Below are 15,018 nucleotides of genomic sequence, written 5' to 3'. Positions count from 1 at the left end.
CGGGGTGCCTGAGCGGCCGGCCTGGTGCGCTGGGATCTGCTGGCTGTGACATCGCTGCCTCGAAACTCTGCGAAACTCCGTACCACCAATCTAGGCGTCCGCCCCCTTAAAGCAATATTTAAAATACTTCTTTTGTGCGACAGGCTGTCGCGGGGCGCGGCAGAGTTCAGGAAATCGCGGAATTCATCCCCAGGAGACGGCGCAGATTGCGCTGGGGCCTCAGCAGATCGGCAAGGGTGTAACCGTCCAGAACCTCGAAGAAAGCTTCCAGGGCATCGCGCAAGGCCGACGTCAGCACACAGCCGCCCGTCAGCCGGCAGCCGTTCGGCCCGGCCTCGAAGCACTCCACGAGCCTGAAGTCCGCCTCGGTCCGCCGCACCAGCGCGCCGACGTTGATTTCCGCGGGGTCCCGCAGCAGGTACATCCCGCCGCTCTTGCCGCGGACGGTCGAGATCAGGCCCTGGTGGCTGAGATCCTGAACGATCTTCATCAGGTGATTCCTGGAAATGCCGTAGCATTCCGAGATTTCCTGAATCGTTGCCCGTTCATTGCCGTTCAGGCCCAGGTAGATCAGGGTCCGCAGGGTGAAGTCGGTATAGCTGGTCAAGCGCATGGGCAGGTATCACCTGGAGAGCCGTAAATGCTGGTTTCCAGCATATTATATGCTTCTTTTGATCGGCACCCAAGACCCGCCGCCCGGCGGGCTGCGGTCAGCCGCCGGCGAGTCCCGAAAATACGCCCCAGGGTGTGTGACTTCGGGCGACGGATACGATGAATCCGAAAGTCAGCAGGGCCGTGCCGAAAGCGGCCCAACGGAACCACCGGGCGGTCCCTTCACGGAAGGCAATGACGCCCAGGAAAATGTAGAGTATCAGCAGTCCCACCTTCACAGTCAGCCAGGCGTCGACGAAAGGGTATTGCTCAATGATCGTCGTCAGCATCAGTGCCGCGGTCAGCAGTACCGTGTCGATGGTGTAGCTGAGATAACGCAGCGGTGCGGCACGCGGCCAGGCCGCGCCGAGGTTGAGCGCCAAGCCCCGGATGAGGAACAGCGTCCCGCTGGTAGCCACCGCCACGACATGAATCAGGTGGATCTGCTGATAGAATGCGTTCACCGGATGCGTTCCCGGCTGACAGGGTCAGGTAGACCGCCGAGGCGATACCACCTGACCCTGCCCTGCCCTAGCGGCCCGCCGCGGGGGAATCCCCGAGACGCCGGGCCAGGTTGGGGTCCGGATGCTTGCCTTCGCTACGCGGGGCGAGCCACAGGCTGGCCACGAAGGCCGCTAGGGAAAGGGCGCCGATGCTGAAGATGACATCGCCGACCATGCGCAGCCACACCAGCAGATCGACGAAGGGCTGCTGCATGAATTCGGCCGACCGCACATAGGCGTAACCATGCTCAATGGATGCGAACAGCTGGATCGTTCCCAGGGGCAGCAGCGTCAGCAGCGCCATCAAGCTAAGGCCGATGTTGAGCCCCCAGAAGCCGATCCGCAGCAGGCTCTCGTTCCACACCGCCTGCGGCTTCAGCCCACGCAGGCAGAACAACAGCAGGCCGATGCCCAGTATGCCGTACACCCCGAAGAGAGCCGTATGGCCGTGCAGCGGCGTGAGGTTGAGGCCCTGCATGTAGTAGAGCGAAAGCGGCGGGTTGATCAGGAAACCGAACAGGCCGGCCCCCACCAGATTCCAGAAGGCCACCGCGATGAAAAAGCGGATCGGCCAGCGGTAGCGCTGCACCCAGGGCGTCGCGCCGCTCAGCTTATAGATGTGATGCGCTTCGAAGCCGATGTAGGCGAGAGGCACCACCTCCAGCGCCGAGAAGCTCGCTCCCAGGGCCAGCACCACCGTCGGCGTTCCGGCGAAGTAGATGTGGTGCATGGTGCCCAGAACACCGCCGGCCATGAAGATGATGGTGGCGAACAGCACCGCAACCGTTGCCGTGCGGATCGCCAGCAGCCCCAGACGCGTGAACAGGAAGGCGATGACCGCGGTGGCAAAGACCTCGAAAAAGCCTTCGACCCACAGGTGGACCAGCCACCAGCGCCAGTACTCGACGATCGACAGGTGCGTCTTCTCCCCCCACATCAGCGAGGCGCCGAAAAACACGCCGATCGCCACCGTCGACAGGAAAACCAGTCCGACGATCGACCGGGACTCCGCGCCCTTCTGCAGCGCCGGCCAAAGTCCGCGTCCCACGAGAACCAGCCAGAGCATAAGCCCGATGAACAGGAACCACTGCCAGAAGCGGCCGATGTCGGCGTATTCCCAACCCTGGTGGCCGAACCAGAAGTTCAGGTCCAACCCCAGGGTCTGCATCACCGCCAGCCATTGGCCGGAGAACGCGCCAACCACGATGACCAGCAGGCAGGTCCAGAGGAAGTTGACGCCCAGCCGCTGGAAACGTGGCTCATGTCCCGATACCGCCGGCGCGACGTAGAGGCCGGTGCCGAGCCAGGCGACGGCGATCCACAGCACCGCGAGCTGGGTGTGCCAGGTCCGGCTGAGCGAATAGGGCAGCACCTCGGAAAGCGCGAAGCCGTAGGCGTCCTGGCCTTCGACCTGATAATGAGCGGTAATCGCGCCCAACAGGATCTGCACCAGGAACAACGCCATGACGAGCCAGAAGTACTTGGCGGTCGCCGACATGGAGGGTGTCACCCAGACCTTGTTCCAGGGATCCTCTGCCGGCGGCATGTGTCCGTCCCGGTGGTCCGCATTCACGGCGTAGTGCCAGCCCAGCAGCGCGATGCCGGCCAGCAGGAACAGCACACTGAAGACCGACCAGAGATAGGTGTTGGTCGGCGGATGGTTGCCGACTAGCGGCTCGTTCGGCCAGTTGTTGGTGTAGGTGATGTCGCTCTGCGGGCGCTCGGTAACCGCCGCCCAGGCGGTCCACCAGAAGAAGGCTCCCAGAAGCCGGCGGTGCTCCGGATCCGGGATCGTGTCGTTCTTCATCGCGTAGGCTTCGCGCAGATCCGCGGTAGCGGGATCGACGCCGAACAGGCTTTCATAGTGAGCGGAGACCGCCTTGTCCGCGGCGGCGCGTTCCATGCTGATGATGACGACGCCGGTCTGCGGATCGTAGGTATTGACCCTGAGCTGGCTCTTCAGCCGCCGCTCCAGTCCCGCCTGCTCCTCCGGATTGAGGCTGGCGTAGTCAGCCGCGCCGCTCTCCTGGGCCCAGATGTCCATCAGGGCGATGGCTTCCCGGTGCAGCCAGTCGGCGCTCCAGTCCGGCGCGACGTAGCCGCCGTGCCCCCAGATCGAACCGAGCTGCATGCCGCCGATCGACTGCCAGACCTGACGTCCGGTCTCGATATCGGCGCGTGTGTAGAGGGTCTGACCTCCGACCACCTCGACTCTTTCCGGCATCGGTGGTGCCTGCTGATAGATCTGCCCGCCGGACCACAGCAGGACGGAAAAGCTGGAGATCAGGAGGATCGCCAGGACGATCCAGAGCTTCTTAGTGGAGTTCATTTTGTGCCTGCCTCGGCCCGCCGGTGTCCGGCCGGGCCGTTTCCCCTTGGGTTTGATGGATCACCCGCACGAGTTAACCCGATACGCCGGTCCGGTCTTTGCGCTTCAGCAAAGACGGTTCACATCGGTGGATCGGGGCCGCCGGCCGGCAGCCCTCGTTATTCGCCGAATGGCGTAAGCAGCCCCTGCTCGTCACTGTCCAGCACGAAGACGGCCAACAATTTCGCGTCTTCAGTCTCGCTGGCATTGGCGCTGACACCGTGCCGGCTGCCCGGAAGTTCAATGAAAGCCTCGCCGGCGTGGAAAGTCGTGACCGGCCCCTCGTTGATCTGGCTTTTCACCGCGCCCTCGAGAACCCTCGCATAGATGAAGGCCGAGGCCGGGTGCGTATGGCCGGGCGAATAGCCGCCCGGTCCGTACTCGACCAGGACAACCTTCATTTTTTTGCCCGGAGCGTTCGGCAGTTCCTGCTCGAACACCACCGTCACTTTTGATTTCTTGCCCGGAACATCATGCCCGAAAGCAGGACTTTGTAGAGCGCAGCTCAGGAAAATAGCTGCCGTTAGAATGGCTGCAGAGATCCGTCCCATCTTCCAATCCTCCTATTGCGGCACCGCTGCCATCGCTGAGAGGACGGCACCGCTCGCCGGCACATCCCTGCGGTGGCCCCCGCCGAAATTCGTCGGCCGGAAGCGCTGTTAGGAGATGGAAGATCACAGAAGGCTGGTCGAAAGTCTTTGTGCGCCGGCCCATTTTCGTTTGCCGGAAGCTTCAAATTTCGTCCAAAGGGCCCTTATGTCACTCAGCTACTCATGGAAGAAAACCGGCCTATTCGGGGATTCCTGCCAGACGGAGTCCCTTCGAAAACGGCGCTATATGCTGCGGGTCCCGGATCGGAGTCCAATCCTGCAATTCGGTGACCCGCAGGGCCGGCACCACCCGCCGCAACGCGTCGGCAGCCTTCGCCGCCTCTTCCCCACGGCCGGCTAGGGCGTAGCTGGCCGCCAGAACGCTTAGTCCCAGGGCGAAATCCGGCAAGGCCCTCACCGCCTTTTCCGCCCACTCGGCCGCAGCATCGACACGTCCCGCCAACAGGTGGGCCAAGGCGACCCCGCCTTGGATCCGGCAGATCTCCGGATCGAAGGGGCTGAGCCGCATAGCCCGGGCGAACTGCTCGATAGCCTCTTCGGGCTTGCCATGCCACAGCTTGGAGAACCCACCGGCATACCAGGCGGCCGCAAGGTTTGGATTGAGCCTCTGGGACCTCTGTATCAGATCAGACCCACCGGTTACATCGCCTGCCAGATGCGGGAGCGCGTGGCCGCTTCGGGCTAAGGCGACCGCGTCTTCCGGGCCCGAGGCGGCGGCATGCCGCGCCAAGCGGGCTCCCTCGGGGAACTCCCGATGGCGATCGACAGTCCAGCCATTGACCTTGCGCCATGCATAGCACCAGGCGGCCATGGCACAGGCCGGTGCGTAGTCCGGATCCTGTTCCAACGCCCTATAGAAATGCGAGAGTGCTTCTTCCGTGGCCTGCCGCCCTCCCTGGTGAAAACGGGCCATGCCGCGCAGGTAGTAGTCATAAGCCCCGAGATTTTCAGGTGTTTTTATCGCGACACGCCGAATTTCCGCACGCTCTACTTGCGGCGCGATCGCCGCGGCAACGGCCGAGGCAATCTGGTCCTGCAACTCGAATATGTCTTCCAGGACAGACTCAAATCGATCAGCCCATATGTGGCCGCGGGTCGTTGCATCGATAAGCATTCCCGTGATGCGCACGCGGTTGCCATCCTTGCGCAGACTGCCTTCCAGGACATAGCGAACGCCTAGTTCCTGCCCCACCTGCTTGACGTCGATCGGGTGGGATCGATAGGTAAAGCTGGAGTCTCTGGCGATCACGAACAGCCATTGATTGCGCGCAAGACTAGAAATAACATCCTCAACCACGCCGTCGATGAAGTAGTCCTGTTCCGCATCCCCGCTGAGGTTCAAGAACGGCAGCACGGCAAGCGATGGCTTGTCCGGAAGGTCGGGCCAGTCGGCGGTGGCCGCTTCGGCAAGGCCGGTAACGGGGCCGGCTTTAAGGTCTGCGCCAACGACTTGTGATTCCCGCACCTCCGCCACAAATCGGAACCCTCTTCGGGCAACTGTCCGAATGATCCGTTGCTGCTCGCCATCGTCGGCAACGGCCTTCCGCACTGCATTGATGTGACTCGCCAGCGTGGACTCTGAAACGACACGCCCCCTCCAGACCGCGGCCAGCAGGTCCTGTTTGCTGACGACACGGTCTCGATTGACGAGCAGAAAATGCAGAAGGTCGAAGATCTGCGGCCCCACCGGGATCCCTTTGCCGCGGCGAGACAGCTCCCGCCGCTCCGGGTCTAGGACAAACTCTTCGAAGGTATAGCCCACCTCATCTTCCTCTCAGCCCAGCCAAGATCCTGCGCGCTCCCCTTGGGCGGGATCATCGCGCCCCCCGGGCAGCCAACGATAAAGCGCAATATGGGCCTCCATCCGGCCTTTCCAAGCTGACGCGACCGCCTTCTGCCGCCCATTTGGACAGTTAATCAGGAAAATTCACAACGGAATTCAAGACGGCTGCAAGGATTCCCATGCTCTGAGATGGCACTCTTCGGTCATTCGTCCTGCTACGAAATGGAAGAGAGCCATGAAAATCGTCGTCATCGGAGGCAGCGGCCTCATCGGAACGAAGCTGGTCAAGCGGCTCCGCGCTGCGGGCCAGGATGTGGTGGCCGCATCGCCCAACAGCGGCGTCAACACCGTGACCGGCGAAGGCCTGGCGGACGCGCTGACGGATGCCCAGGTTGTCGTCGACGTGGCCAACGCACCGTCTTTCGAGGACGAAGCGGTGATGCGGTTTTTCCGGACCGCGGGACGCAACCTGATGGCTGCCGAGGCGGCCGCCGGTGTGAGGCATCACCTTGCCCTTTCCGTCGTCGGAACCGATCGCCTGCTGGAGAGCGGCTACTTCCGGGCAAAGATGGTCCAGGAGGACCTGATCAAGGGATCAGATATTCCCTATACCATCCTGCGCTCTACGCAGTTTTTCGAGTTCGTCGGCAGCATTATCGAGTCGGGTGCCGAAGGCGATGTGGTCCGCCTGTCGCCGGCCCTGATACAGCCCGTGGCCTCCGACGATGTTGCCGCCGTTCTGGCAGACCTCACCCTCGGTAAACCCCTCTTCGCGACTGTCGAGGTGGCCGGCCCGGAGGCCTGCCCAATCGACAAATTTGCGCGCAAGTTCCTGGACGCCGGCGGCGACCAGCGCGAGGTGATCGCCGACGTGCATGCCCGCTATTTCGGAGCCGCACTGAACGACCGCACGCTCACCCCCGGCGATAAGCCGCGCCTGGGCGCTATTCGCATTGCCGACTGGCTCGACCGCGCCGCGTCCTGAGCACGTTCCTTCCCTGAAAGCCGGGAGAAATATCATGCCCCCTTTCGCCGAAAACCGCACCGTACTCGCCGGAGTGCTGCTCATGACCGCGTTCAACGGGCTGTTCCTGTCGTTGAACGGTCTTTTCATGCTGGTCGCACCGCTGACCTGGTACGAGCTGGTACCGGGCGTCACCGACACAGGTTTCTTCAATCAGCACTTCGTGCGCGATATCGGCATCATCCAGCTGTTCCTGGGGATTGCCTTCATCGCCGGCCTGATAAAGCCGGAACGCCGTATCGGCCTCTGGACCGCCGCGACACTGTGGCTCTCGGCGCACGCCCTCTTCCACTTCTGGGAGGTCGCTGTGGGCATCTGCGCCGCTTCGGCCATCCCACGCGACTTTCCCGCCGTCACGCTGCCAGCGCTCATCGGCATCGCGCTCACGCTCTGGGCGGTGCGCCGCTCGCGCACGCAAAGGACGTCATTTGCCTGATTCCGCCCACCAATCGTCCCTGCAAATCATAGGAGATAACCATGGCAACGACGCTGAATGCCCTTGCCCGGAAGAGTGAAGACGCACCCTTGGAGGACAATATCAGCCGACCCGAAACCGAGGAACTGGTTCCGTCGCGCTATGCGTTGCGGATCGGCGAAATCGATGTGCTGGTTGTCAGCGACGGGGTGCTGCCGTTGCCAACGTCGACTCTGGCCACCAATGCGGATCCAGCCGATCGGGCGGCATGGTTCCAGGCGATGTTCCTGCCGAAAGATGCCTTCGACTGGCCGCTGAATGTGCTGGTGCTGCGCAGCGGCGAGCGGACCATCCTGGTCGACGCCGGGCTGGGCGGCGAGTTTCCCGGCTTTCCGCGGGCCGGGCAGTTTCCCCAGCGGCTGGCCGCCGCCGGGATCGATCTTGCCTCAGTGACCGACGTGGTGCTGACCCACATGCACATGGACCATGTCGGCGGCCTACTGGTCGAAGGCATGAGGGACCGCCTGCGGGAGGGCCTGCGGATCCATGTCGCCGCCGCCGAGGTCGACTTCTGGGCGTCACCCGATTTTTCGCACACCACCATGCCGTCACCGGTGCCGCCGGTGCTGCGCTCGGTCGCGCTGCGGTTCCTGGAGGTTTACGGCAGCCAGCTGCGAACTTTCGCGGAAGAGGTCGAGGTGATTCCTGGCGTGACCGTGCTACGCACCGGCGGCCACACGCCAGGGCACAGCATCGTCCGCGTGACCGCCGGCGACGAGCGACTGACCTTCGCCGGTGATGCCATCTTCCCAGTCGGTTTCGACCATCCGGACTGGCACAACGGCTTCGAGCACGACCCGGAAGAATCGGTGCGCGTCCGGGTCCGCCTGCTGCAAGAGGCCGCAGCGACCGGCGAACTCCTGGTAGCCACGCACCTGCCTTTCCCGTCGGTCGGCCGGGTGGCCGCCAACGGTGACGCCTTCCGCTGGGTAGCGGCGTTCTGGGATTACTGAGCCTGCAATCCCCACGCCTTCCCTCGAACCACAGGAGAACACGATGACCAAACGCTTAAACTACATGACCCGCCAGACCCCAGGGCTCGAGGCCATGATCGGACTGGAGAGCTGGCTTAACAGCACCCTCGACCGCAAACTACTGGAACTCGTGCGCACGCGCGCATCCCTGATCAACGGCTGCGCCTTCTGCCTGCACATGCATCGGGAAGAGGCCTTGAAGGAGGGCGAGACTGACAGCCGCCTGCTCCTCCTGAACGCCTGGCGAGAGTCCAATCTCTATACCCAGCGGGAGCGCGCGGCATTGGCGTGGACCGAGGCGCTCACTCTGATCACCAATGGCCATGCGCCGGACGCGGACTACGAAGAAGTGAGCAAGGAATTCTCCGAGGAGGACCTCATCGCCCTCTCCTTCGCCATCGGCGCCATCAACACCTGGAATCGCATGGCGATCGGGTTCCGCGGCCAGCACCCGAAGGACCGCAGCCGGGCCGCGTGAGTGCCCGCGCAAGATCCGAGACCGACAGCAGGGTTATCACAAGCGATGAACACATTGAGAAACAAGGTCGTGATCGTCACCGGCGGCAGCTCCGGCATCGGCCGCACGGCAGCTCTACGCTTCGCCGAGGCTGGGGCCAAGGTTCTGATCACGGGCCGCCGGGCCGACGCACTGGAGCAGGCGGCCCGCGATCATCCCGGCATTTCCGGGGTGGTCGCGGACGCTGCATCGCCTGAGGATGCGGTGAGCACCGTTGCCACGGCTATAAGCCTGCATGGCCGTCTCGACGTGCTGGTGAACAACGCCGGAGCGGGCGCAATCATGCCCCTTGCCGACGCCTCCGCCGAAAGAATACAGAGCATCTTCGCCGTCAACGTGGTGGGGCCGAGCCTGCTTGCCGCGGCCGCCATACCCCATCTGGCGGCGTCGGGCGGGTCGATCGTCAACGTCTCCAGCACCTACGGCCATAAGGCGGCAGCTATGTTGTCGCATTACGCAGCCAGCAAGGCGGCGCTGGAACACCTGACCCGCTGCTGGGCACTGGAGCTGGCACCCCAGCACATCCGGGTGAATGCTGTCGCAGCGGGACCGACCGAGTCGGGTGCGCTGACCGGCATGATGGGTCTTTCCAGGGAACAGGCGGCCGCCGTTGAGGCCCAGGAGCGCGAACGGATCCCGTTGAAGCGCCGCGGCAAACCCGACGACATCGTCCGCTGGATCCTCGCCCTGGCCGATCCGGCTTCCGGCTGGATCACCGGCCAGATCGTAACCGCCGACGGCGGCCTTGGCCTGACATAAGGAGGCCTGCAAACAGCACATCATTCGCCCCCCTCTGGAGGGCCCAAGGGGGGCGGCCTCGGCGGCTTGCCACCTTAACCGGATTGTGGCACATTCCTGTCCACGTGCTTTGCAAGCATCTGATTTAACTGAATAACTTTGGCGACTTGGAATCCAGGTCCCCCAGCCAAAGCTTCCAGATTTATCTGCAAAATCAGTCGCTTACAGATGCGGAGACGCTCTGTACCACAGAGGTGTACCACGCGGCTGACCACAAAACGGCTGCCCAGGGCCCCTTCTCAGAAGACCTTGTGTACAGCAACGACGGACTTCGCCTACGGGTTACGAGCCGAAGTTTTGGAGGTACGTCGGCGGCGTCCGCTTTTTCATGCCGAGCGGATATCCCGCGGGCGCGACGCTGAATTACGGCCGGACTGCCTCATTCTCTGCAGACGGCATGCCTGGGTTGGTTGTCTCCACCTTCGCCTCGCGCAGCATCTGCGTCAGGGTTGCCACGGCAACATCCGAATCGCCGGCGACAACGGTATCGAGCCAGGCTTCCGCATAGTCCCTGTTGGCCCCTTCCAGGCCTTGGGACTGCAGAAAGGCCTCTGCCAGCACATAGCGCGCAGTGGGATGGCCGGCGCGGGCGGCGCGGAACAGCATCCTCGCTCCGGCGTCGATGCGTCGCTCACCCAAGGTGCCGCCAAGGTAGGCCCGGCCAAGTGCGGCCATGGCGCCAGCATGGCCGTTTGCGGCCGCGGCCTCCAGAATGTCCTCGCCCTTCTCTGGCTCGGCGGCGATCTCCTCCGTGCCGAAAAGATAGAGGTTGCCGAGTTCGGTGCGGGCAGTGTCATCCCCCGCGGCAGCAGCGCGCTGCAGGTATCGAATTCCCTCTTGCGAATCCCCGCCCGGCAGCGTGTTGTCCAGATAGCCCGAGCCCAGCACCGTCATCGAGGACACGTCGCCGTTGTCGGCGGCGCGCTCTAGCCAGATCTGGGCGTTTTCAGGGTTCGGCTTCACACCATCGCCACCGTCCAGGTAGATCTGGCCCAGCAATTCCATGGCGTAGGTATCGCCCTTACGGGCCGCGAGGGTGAGCAGCCGCAGGCCGCGTTCGGGGTTGGGCGGGAATCCCTCGTCGCCCGGCTCGACCAGGGCATAGCCGAGGTCGCGCTCGGCACTGGGGTCACCGCTGGCGACAGCGATTTCCAGCAGGCGCCAGGCCTCGGCCGGGTCGCGCTCCAAACCGTGGTCGCCGTACAGATAGGCTGCGCCGAGAGTCTGAGCGGCGTTCGGGTTGCCGGCTTCCACGGCCCGCTCGAGCAAGATCCTTCCCTTTATTGGGTTGGCCGACAGCCCCTCACCCATCAGGTAGGCACGGCCCAATTGGGACATCGCTCCCGGATGTCCCAATTGGGCCGCCTTCTGCAACTCGGCGAAGCGGAATTGCCCGCCTTCGTCCGCTTCGTCGTAGAGCATGGAGGCCAGCGCCGGCTTGGCATCAGGATCACCCGCCTTCATCGCATTTTCGAACCAGCGCCGTGCCGCCACCATGTCGCGCGGAACCGTTTTGCCGTCGCGCATTGCGCGGCCCATATCCATCATCGCCAGCGTGTCGCCGGACTGTGCGAAGGAGGCTACAATGCGCAAGCCCTTCGCCGGGTCTCCCGGAATTTCGCCGCTCAGCAGCGCGCGGCCCAGCATGAAGCGCGCAGAACTTTCGCCGTTCGCGTCGGCCTTTTCCAGCCACTGCTTTGCCAGGTCGGGGCGTCTGGGCAATCCATTGCCCTCCAGATAGCCTTTGCCGAGCGTCATCATGGCACCCGGCTGGCCCGCCTCGGCGGCCCGTTCAAGCAGGGGGATGGCTTTCTCCGGGTCGCGCGCCACGCCCCGGCCTTCCAAGTAGGCCTCACCCAGCTTCGCGCTCGCCGAGGCGACCCCGGCGTCGTGAGCCTTCAGCAGGTAGTCGGCGCCTTTAGCCGGATCCGCCCCAGGAAAGGCGTCATCGAGATGAAGTGATCCCAGGGTTGCCCAGGCATAGGGCGTATCCGGCCCGGCGACGCCTTCCAGCAGGGCAACGCCGCGCTGCACCGCGGCCGGGTCGTCCCGGCGGTCGGCCAGCATACGGCCATATTCCAGCTTGGCCCGGCGCGATCCCGCATCGACTGCGCGGCGGAACCAGTTCTCGGCCTCGATCGCATCTCGCTGTGTGCCCAGGCCATCGCGATAGGCCTCCGCCAGCATGGCCATCGCCTCGGGTGACCAGTAGCGGCTCGCTGCCATACGCAGGATGCGAAAGCCCTCCGCCGGGTCTGCCTCAAATCCGTTGTTGCCTTTCACAATATCTTCGCCGACCTGTGCGAGATACTCCGGGTGTTGCAGTTCCGCGGCACGCTCCAGCCACCGCATGGCGGTGTCGCGGTCTGTGGGAACGCCCAGGCCCTGGTAATGGATGATGGCAAGATCCCGCATGGCGCGCGGGTCGTTCTGCTCGTCGATGCGCTGGCGCAGCAGGGCGGAAACCTGATCCGCGAGCAGCGCCGACCGCGGCGGGTTCTCTCCGAGAAGCCCTCCGGGGCGATATTCCTGCAGCAGCCAAAAATAGCTTTCGATATCGCCGGACTCCGCGCTGGCCTGCGCCAACTCGACGGCACGCGGAATGTCCTGACTGCCCCCCTGTCCCTCAGCATATAACCTGGCCAGCGGTAACCCGGCGCGGGCGTAGCCGTTCTCAACGGCTTGCTCGAGTAGACGCCGGCCAAGCTCGCGGTCCTGCGGAACACCCTCACCATCGACGAACATGCTGCCGAGGTGGTAGGAGGCATGCGGCCGCCGGCTGTTGGGCTGCGAGACTGCGGCGATGAACCATTCCGCCGCTTTTTTCGCGTCCTGCGGCGCGCCATTGCCGTAGCGATAGGCCTTGCCAAGTTCATAGGCCGCCTCGGGCACGCCATCCTTGGCAAGTTTGCCGTATTCGTTGACCGCCTCGGTATAGTCGCCCTGCTGATACGATTCGCGACCCTCCTCGTAGGCGGCCTTGTACGAGTCGCCAAGATCGCGGCTGCCAGGGCCTGAGAACCAGAGCGCGGTGTTGGCCCTGTCGTAGGGCATTGGACGAACCGGCTGCGTTGAGCAGCCCGCGACCAACAACATGGATACGGTGACGAACCCCAGCACGAGGGAAGGGCGAAGCGGGCGGCCGTATCCGCCTAAGGGAATGCGTCTCATTGCGAACGTCTCCACTTTTCGAGCAGCGGATAGCGGCCAGTGGTTCCCGCCACCGTCATGTGCAGCTTGTCCAAATCGGCCACCTGGCGCGCATCGATGCCTTGCGGCGCGGAGGGCCGTTTAAAATAGAGGGTCAGGTATCCGCCAGCGCCGCGGTTGAACATCGGGCGGTAGACCTCTGCGAGGCGCTCCATCGGCGGATTGTCGAAGTGTGTCAGCCAGATCTCCATCCAGGCAAAGTACTGATTGTCATTGGTGAAGCTCATATCCTGGTCGCCGGGCGGCAAGGTATCGATCGCGTAGGGGTTCTGCAGGCTACGTAGCAGGAAGGCGACCGCCCGCTGAAAGCCGCGGCCGTGATCTCTCAGTGAGAAGAGGTCGTAGCCTTGGCGGTAAGCGATCTGCATCGTCATCGTCAGATAGAGCAGGCTATAGTTCTGATAGTGAATCGCCCGCCATCCTCGCCGCATGGCGAGCTGCAGCGCGCCGTCCTCGCCGATGTCGTCGAGCGCCGAGTGCACTGAGCGCAGCCCGGTGCGGAACATCGCATCGTTGTCGGCGACGACGCCAACGGCCGTCATATAGAGAGCCCTTCGGTAGTAGTGATTGTTGCAGCAGCTCGGGTTGCTCGCGGGCGTATCGAAGTGCTTCTTGGCGGTGCGCACCAACCAGTCGTTGATCAGCTTACGCCGCTGTGGATCGATCTCGACCTGACCGGTTACGGTCGAAAGCGCCAAGGCCGCTGAGAAGATCATCGATTCGATGCCGTACCAGGCCTGCGGCCGACTGGGGTCGAAGTCAAACTCATACAGCGCGTCCTTCTTCGCCCATGATTCCAGAATGTCTAACAGGCAATCGGCGTAGTAGCGATCCCCGCTGGCGACCCAGGCACCCGCGAGATCGCTCATCGTCTCCTCGAAGAAAAGCAGAGGCTCCACCGTCAGGTCCCACTCCTCTGGATTGTCGTAGAACGAAGGGAGCGTCACCTGCCCATCCAGCACCGGCCTCGCTTTCAGGCTGCGACAACTGAGCCCCATCTGCAGCGAGTCGCCAATACGCTGCAGCATGGGGTCCTCGGTCTCCCTGAGCAGCGCCATGCGTTTGGCGACATCGAAGAACGATTCATTCGGATCCCGCACCTCATAGGGCAGATCAAGGGCCTGACGCTCCCTGGGTGTAAGGTAGGCCTGCGCGGGACCGGATAGTCCTGCCAAGACGATGGTTGCGACGACCACCAACCGCGCTGACTTTCGCAAGACACTCATCACTCGCCGTTCCCGGCATAAAAGCGAAAGTCCGCGAAGTCGATGTGCTGGTCCTTGGGTGAGGCCCAGTCCTTGCTGCTGCCGCCGAAGAATGTGCTGAACATCAGGCCGCTCTCGGTATCGTCATCACCGCCGGTTACGAACACAATATCCTCCTGTTCGATGACCGGATTGCCGTCAATCCACAAGCGTGTCTGGCCGTTGCGCGCGCCGGGCTCGTTCAGTACCACCTCGAGGTCGACGGAGATCCAGCGCCCGGTCGGAAAAGTAAACTGGCCGCGCCCGACGCTGAGCCCATACTTGCCCTTTTTGTTGTAGATGTACTCGTAAAGCTCGCCCTGCCCTTCTTTGCGCCACATCAGGCGCACAGACCATCCGTCTCGCCCGCTTACCTTCTCACCGCCGGATGGGGCTTCGCCGGCATAGAGGCCCGGCAGCTTGCCGCCCTTCACGAAAGCAAAGTTGTCGGGAAAGCGCAGCTTGTAGTGAAGGCAGAGCGCTCGCGCAGAGGAGAAGGGCGCATAGAAGGAGGCCCCGCCCAGCGGGGTATCCTCGTCGGCCGAACCAAAGTTGAACGAGCCTTCGGGATAGCGCACGCGCAGGAATACCCCGCCCTCTTCTTCGCGAACTTCAACGTTCTCTTCAACGCCGAGATGACGTTCTGCTCCAAGCGACGCCTTCAGCGCCTCCTCAGCCGGTCTGTCGGGATCGAGCTCGGTTGAGCGAACAAGAGGCAGCCGCGACGAGCAGGCTTCGGATCCCGAGCGCGGCTCTACCTCCTTCTTCTCGGCATAGGGCCTGCGTTCCTCCGCTATGCCGTTGCTGGAGAAGAGAATGGCGATCGCGGATAGCGCGATGGCCGCCACGGCAATCGTGTG

General features: G+C 63.4%; 13 protein-coding genes. 5 read left to right on the top strand and 8 right to left on the bottom strand.

Features of this window, described 5'->3' with window-relative positions; translation table 11 throughout:
- Positions 1-166 precede the first annotated feature (166 nt).
- From WDC82_RS13440 to WDC82_RS13420, 5 genes are all read right to left on the bottom strand, one after another.
- The gene (locus tag WDC82_RS13440) at positions 167-613 is read right to left on the bottom strand and encodes an Rrf2 family transcriptional regulator (RefSeq protein ID WP_340117850.1); all 447 of its coding nucleotides are present in this window, start codon (positions 611-613) and stop codon (positions 167-169) included.
- A 97-nt stretch (positions 614-710) separates the two neighbouring features.
- Entirely contained in the window at positions 711-1,115 is a 405-nt protein-coding gene (locus WDC82_RS13435) for a SirB2 family protein (RefSeq protein ID WP_340117849.1), read from the bottom strand.
- A gap of 67 nt (positions 1,116-1,182) precedes the next feature.
- Positions 1,183-3,483: a nitric-oxide reductase large subunit gene (locus WDC82_RS13430; protein ID WP_340117848.1), complete on the bottom strand. Its 2,301-nt coding sequence runs from the start codon at positions 3,481-3,483 to the stop codon at positions 1,183-1,185.
- Positions 3,484-3,641: 158 nt separating this feature from the next.
- Positions 3,642-4,073, bottom strand: coding sequence for a cupin domain-containing protein (locus WDC82_RS13425; protein ID WP_340117847.1), 432 nt, complete (start codon positions 4,071-4,073; stop codon positions 3,642-3,644).
- A gap of 238 nt (positions 4,074-4,311) precedes the next feature.
- On the bottom strand, positions 4,312-5,895 hold the full coding sequence (locus WDC82_RS13420; RefSeq protein ID WP_340117846.1) for a winged helix-turn-helix domain-containing protein: 1,584 nt from the start codon (positions 5,893-5,895) through the stop codon (positions 4,312-4,314).
- 256 nt (positions 5,896-6,151) lie between these two features.
- Here WDC82_RS13420 and WDC82_RS13415 point away from each other — a divergent pair, with 256 nt between their 5' ends.
- From WDC82_RS13415 to WDC82_RS13395, 5 genes are all read left to right on the top strand, one after another.
- Positions 6,152-6,901, top strand: coding sequence for an SDR family oxidoreductase (locus tag WDC82_RS13415; protein WP_340117845.1), 750 nt, complete (start codon positions 6,152-6,154; stop codon positions 6,899-6,901).
- Positions 6,902-6,935: 34 nt separating this feature from the next.
- On the top strand, positions 6,936-7,376 hold the full coding sequence (locus tag WDC82_RS13410; RefSeq protein ID WP_340117844.1) for a hypothetical protein: 441 nt from the start codon (positions 6,936-6,938) through the stop codon (positions 7,374-7,376).
- Between the two features lie 41 nt (positions 7,377-7,417).
- Positions 7,418-8,368, top strand: a complete 951-nt coding sequence (locus WDC82_RS13405) for an MBL fold metallo-hydrolase (RefSeq protein ID WP_340117843.1) — start codon at positions 7,418-7,420, stop codon at positions 8,366-8,368.
- 43 nt (positions 8,369-8,411) lie between these two features.
- Positions 8,412-8,867, top strand: a complete 456-nt coding sequence (locus WDC82_RS13400) for a carboxymuconolactone decarboxylase family protein (RefSeq protein ID WP_340117842.1) — start codon at positions 8,412-8,414, stop codon at positions 8,865-8,867.
- A 69-nt stretch (positions 8,868-8,936) separates the two neighbouring features.
- Positions 8,937-9,665, top strand: a complete 729-nt coding sequence (locus WDC82_RS13395) for an SDR family oxidoreductase (protein ID WP_340117841.1) — start codon at positions 8,937-8,939, stop codon at positions 9,663-9,665.
- Between the two features lie 402 nt (positions 9,666-10,067).
- Here the strand turns inward: WDC82_RS13395 and WDC82_RS13390 are convergent, their stop codons facing one another.
- Genes WDC82_RS13390 through WDC82_RS13380 form a run of 3 tightly spaced genes read right to left on the bottom strand, consistent with a single transcriptional unit; the run spans position 10,068 to position 15,006 of the window.
- Positions 10,068-12,875 carry a hypothetical protein gene (locus WDC82_RS13390; RefSeq protein ID WP_340117840.1) on the bottom strand — a complete coding sequence of 936 codons (2,808 nt, stop codon included), beginning with the start codon at positions 12,873-12,875 and terminating at the stop codon, positions 10,068-10,070.
- Positions 12,872-14,140, bottom strand: a complete 1,269-nt coding sequence (locus WDC82_RS13385; protein WP_340117839.1) for an alginate lyase family protein — start codon at positions 14,138-14,140, stop codon at positions 12,872-12,874. The genes WDC82_RS13390 and WDC82_RS13385 overlap by 4 nt, the downstream gene beginning before the upstream one ends.
- Positions 14,140-15,006 (bottom strand): polysaccharide lyase, encoded by an 867-nt coding sequence (locus tag WDC82_RS13380; RefSeq protein ID WP_340117838.1) that lies wholly within the window; start codon positions 15,004-15,006, stop codon positions 14,140-14,142. The genes WDC82_RS13385 and WDC82_RS13380 overlap by 1 nt, the downstream gene beginning before the upstream one ends.
- Between the last annotated feature and the right edge of the window lie 12 nt (positions 15,007-15,018).

It is taken from the genome of Pelagibius sp. 7325 (assembly GCF_037652055.1).
Classification (GTDB): Bacteria; Pseudomonadota; Alphaproteobacteria; order Kiloniellales; family Kiloniellaceae; genus Pelagibius.
The sequence above is the reverse complement of the archived record's forward strand: the minus strand, read 5'-3'. Positions and strand labels throughout refer to the sequence as shown.

Coding starts and splice junctions, on each gene's coding strand:
- WDC82_RS13385 (WP_340117839.1), bottom strand. CDS start 14,140: ATGAGTGTCTTGCGAAAGTCAGCGCGGTTGGTGGTCGTCGCAACCATC.
- WDC82_RS13410 (WP_340117844.1), top strand. CDS start 6,936: ATGCCCCCTTTCGCCGAAAACCGCACCGTACTCGCCGGAGTGCTGCTC.
- WDC82_RS13405 (WP_340117843.1), top strand. CDS start 7,418: ATGGCAACGACGCTGAATGCCCTTGCCCGGAAGAGTGAAGACGCACCC.
- WDC82_RS13425 (WP_340117847.1), bottom strand. CDS start 4,073: ATGGGACGGATCTCTGCAGCCATTCTAACGGCAGCTATTTTCCTGAGC.
- WDC82_RS13415 (WP_340117845.1), top strand. CDS start 6,152: ATGAAAATCGTCGTCATCGGAGGCAGCGGCCTCATCGGAACGAAGCTG.
- WDC82_RS13400 (WP_340117842.1), top strand. CDS start 8,412: ATGACCAAACGCTTAAACTACATGACCCGCCAGACCCCAGGGCTCGAG.
- WDC82_RS13430 (WP_340117848.1), bottom strand. CDS start 3,483: ATGAACTCCACTAAGAAGCTCTGGATCGTCCTGGCGATCCTCCTGATC.
- WDC82_RS13440 (WP_340117850.1), bottom strand. CDS start 613: ATGCGCTTGACCAGCTATACCGACTTCACCCTGCGGACCCTGATCTAC.
- WDC82_RS13390 (WP_340117840.1), bottom strand. CDS start 12,875: ATGAGACGCATTCCCTTAGGCGGATACGGCCGCCCGCTTCGCCCTTCC.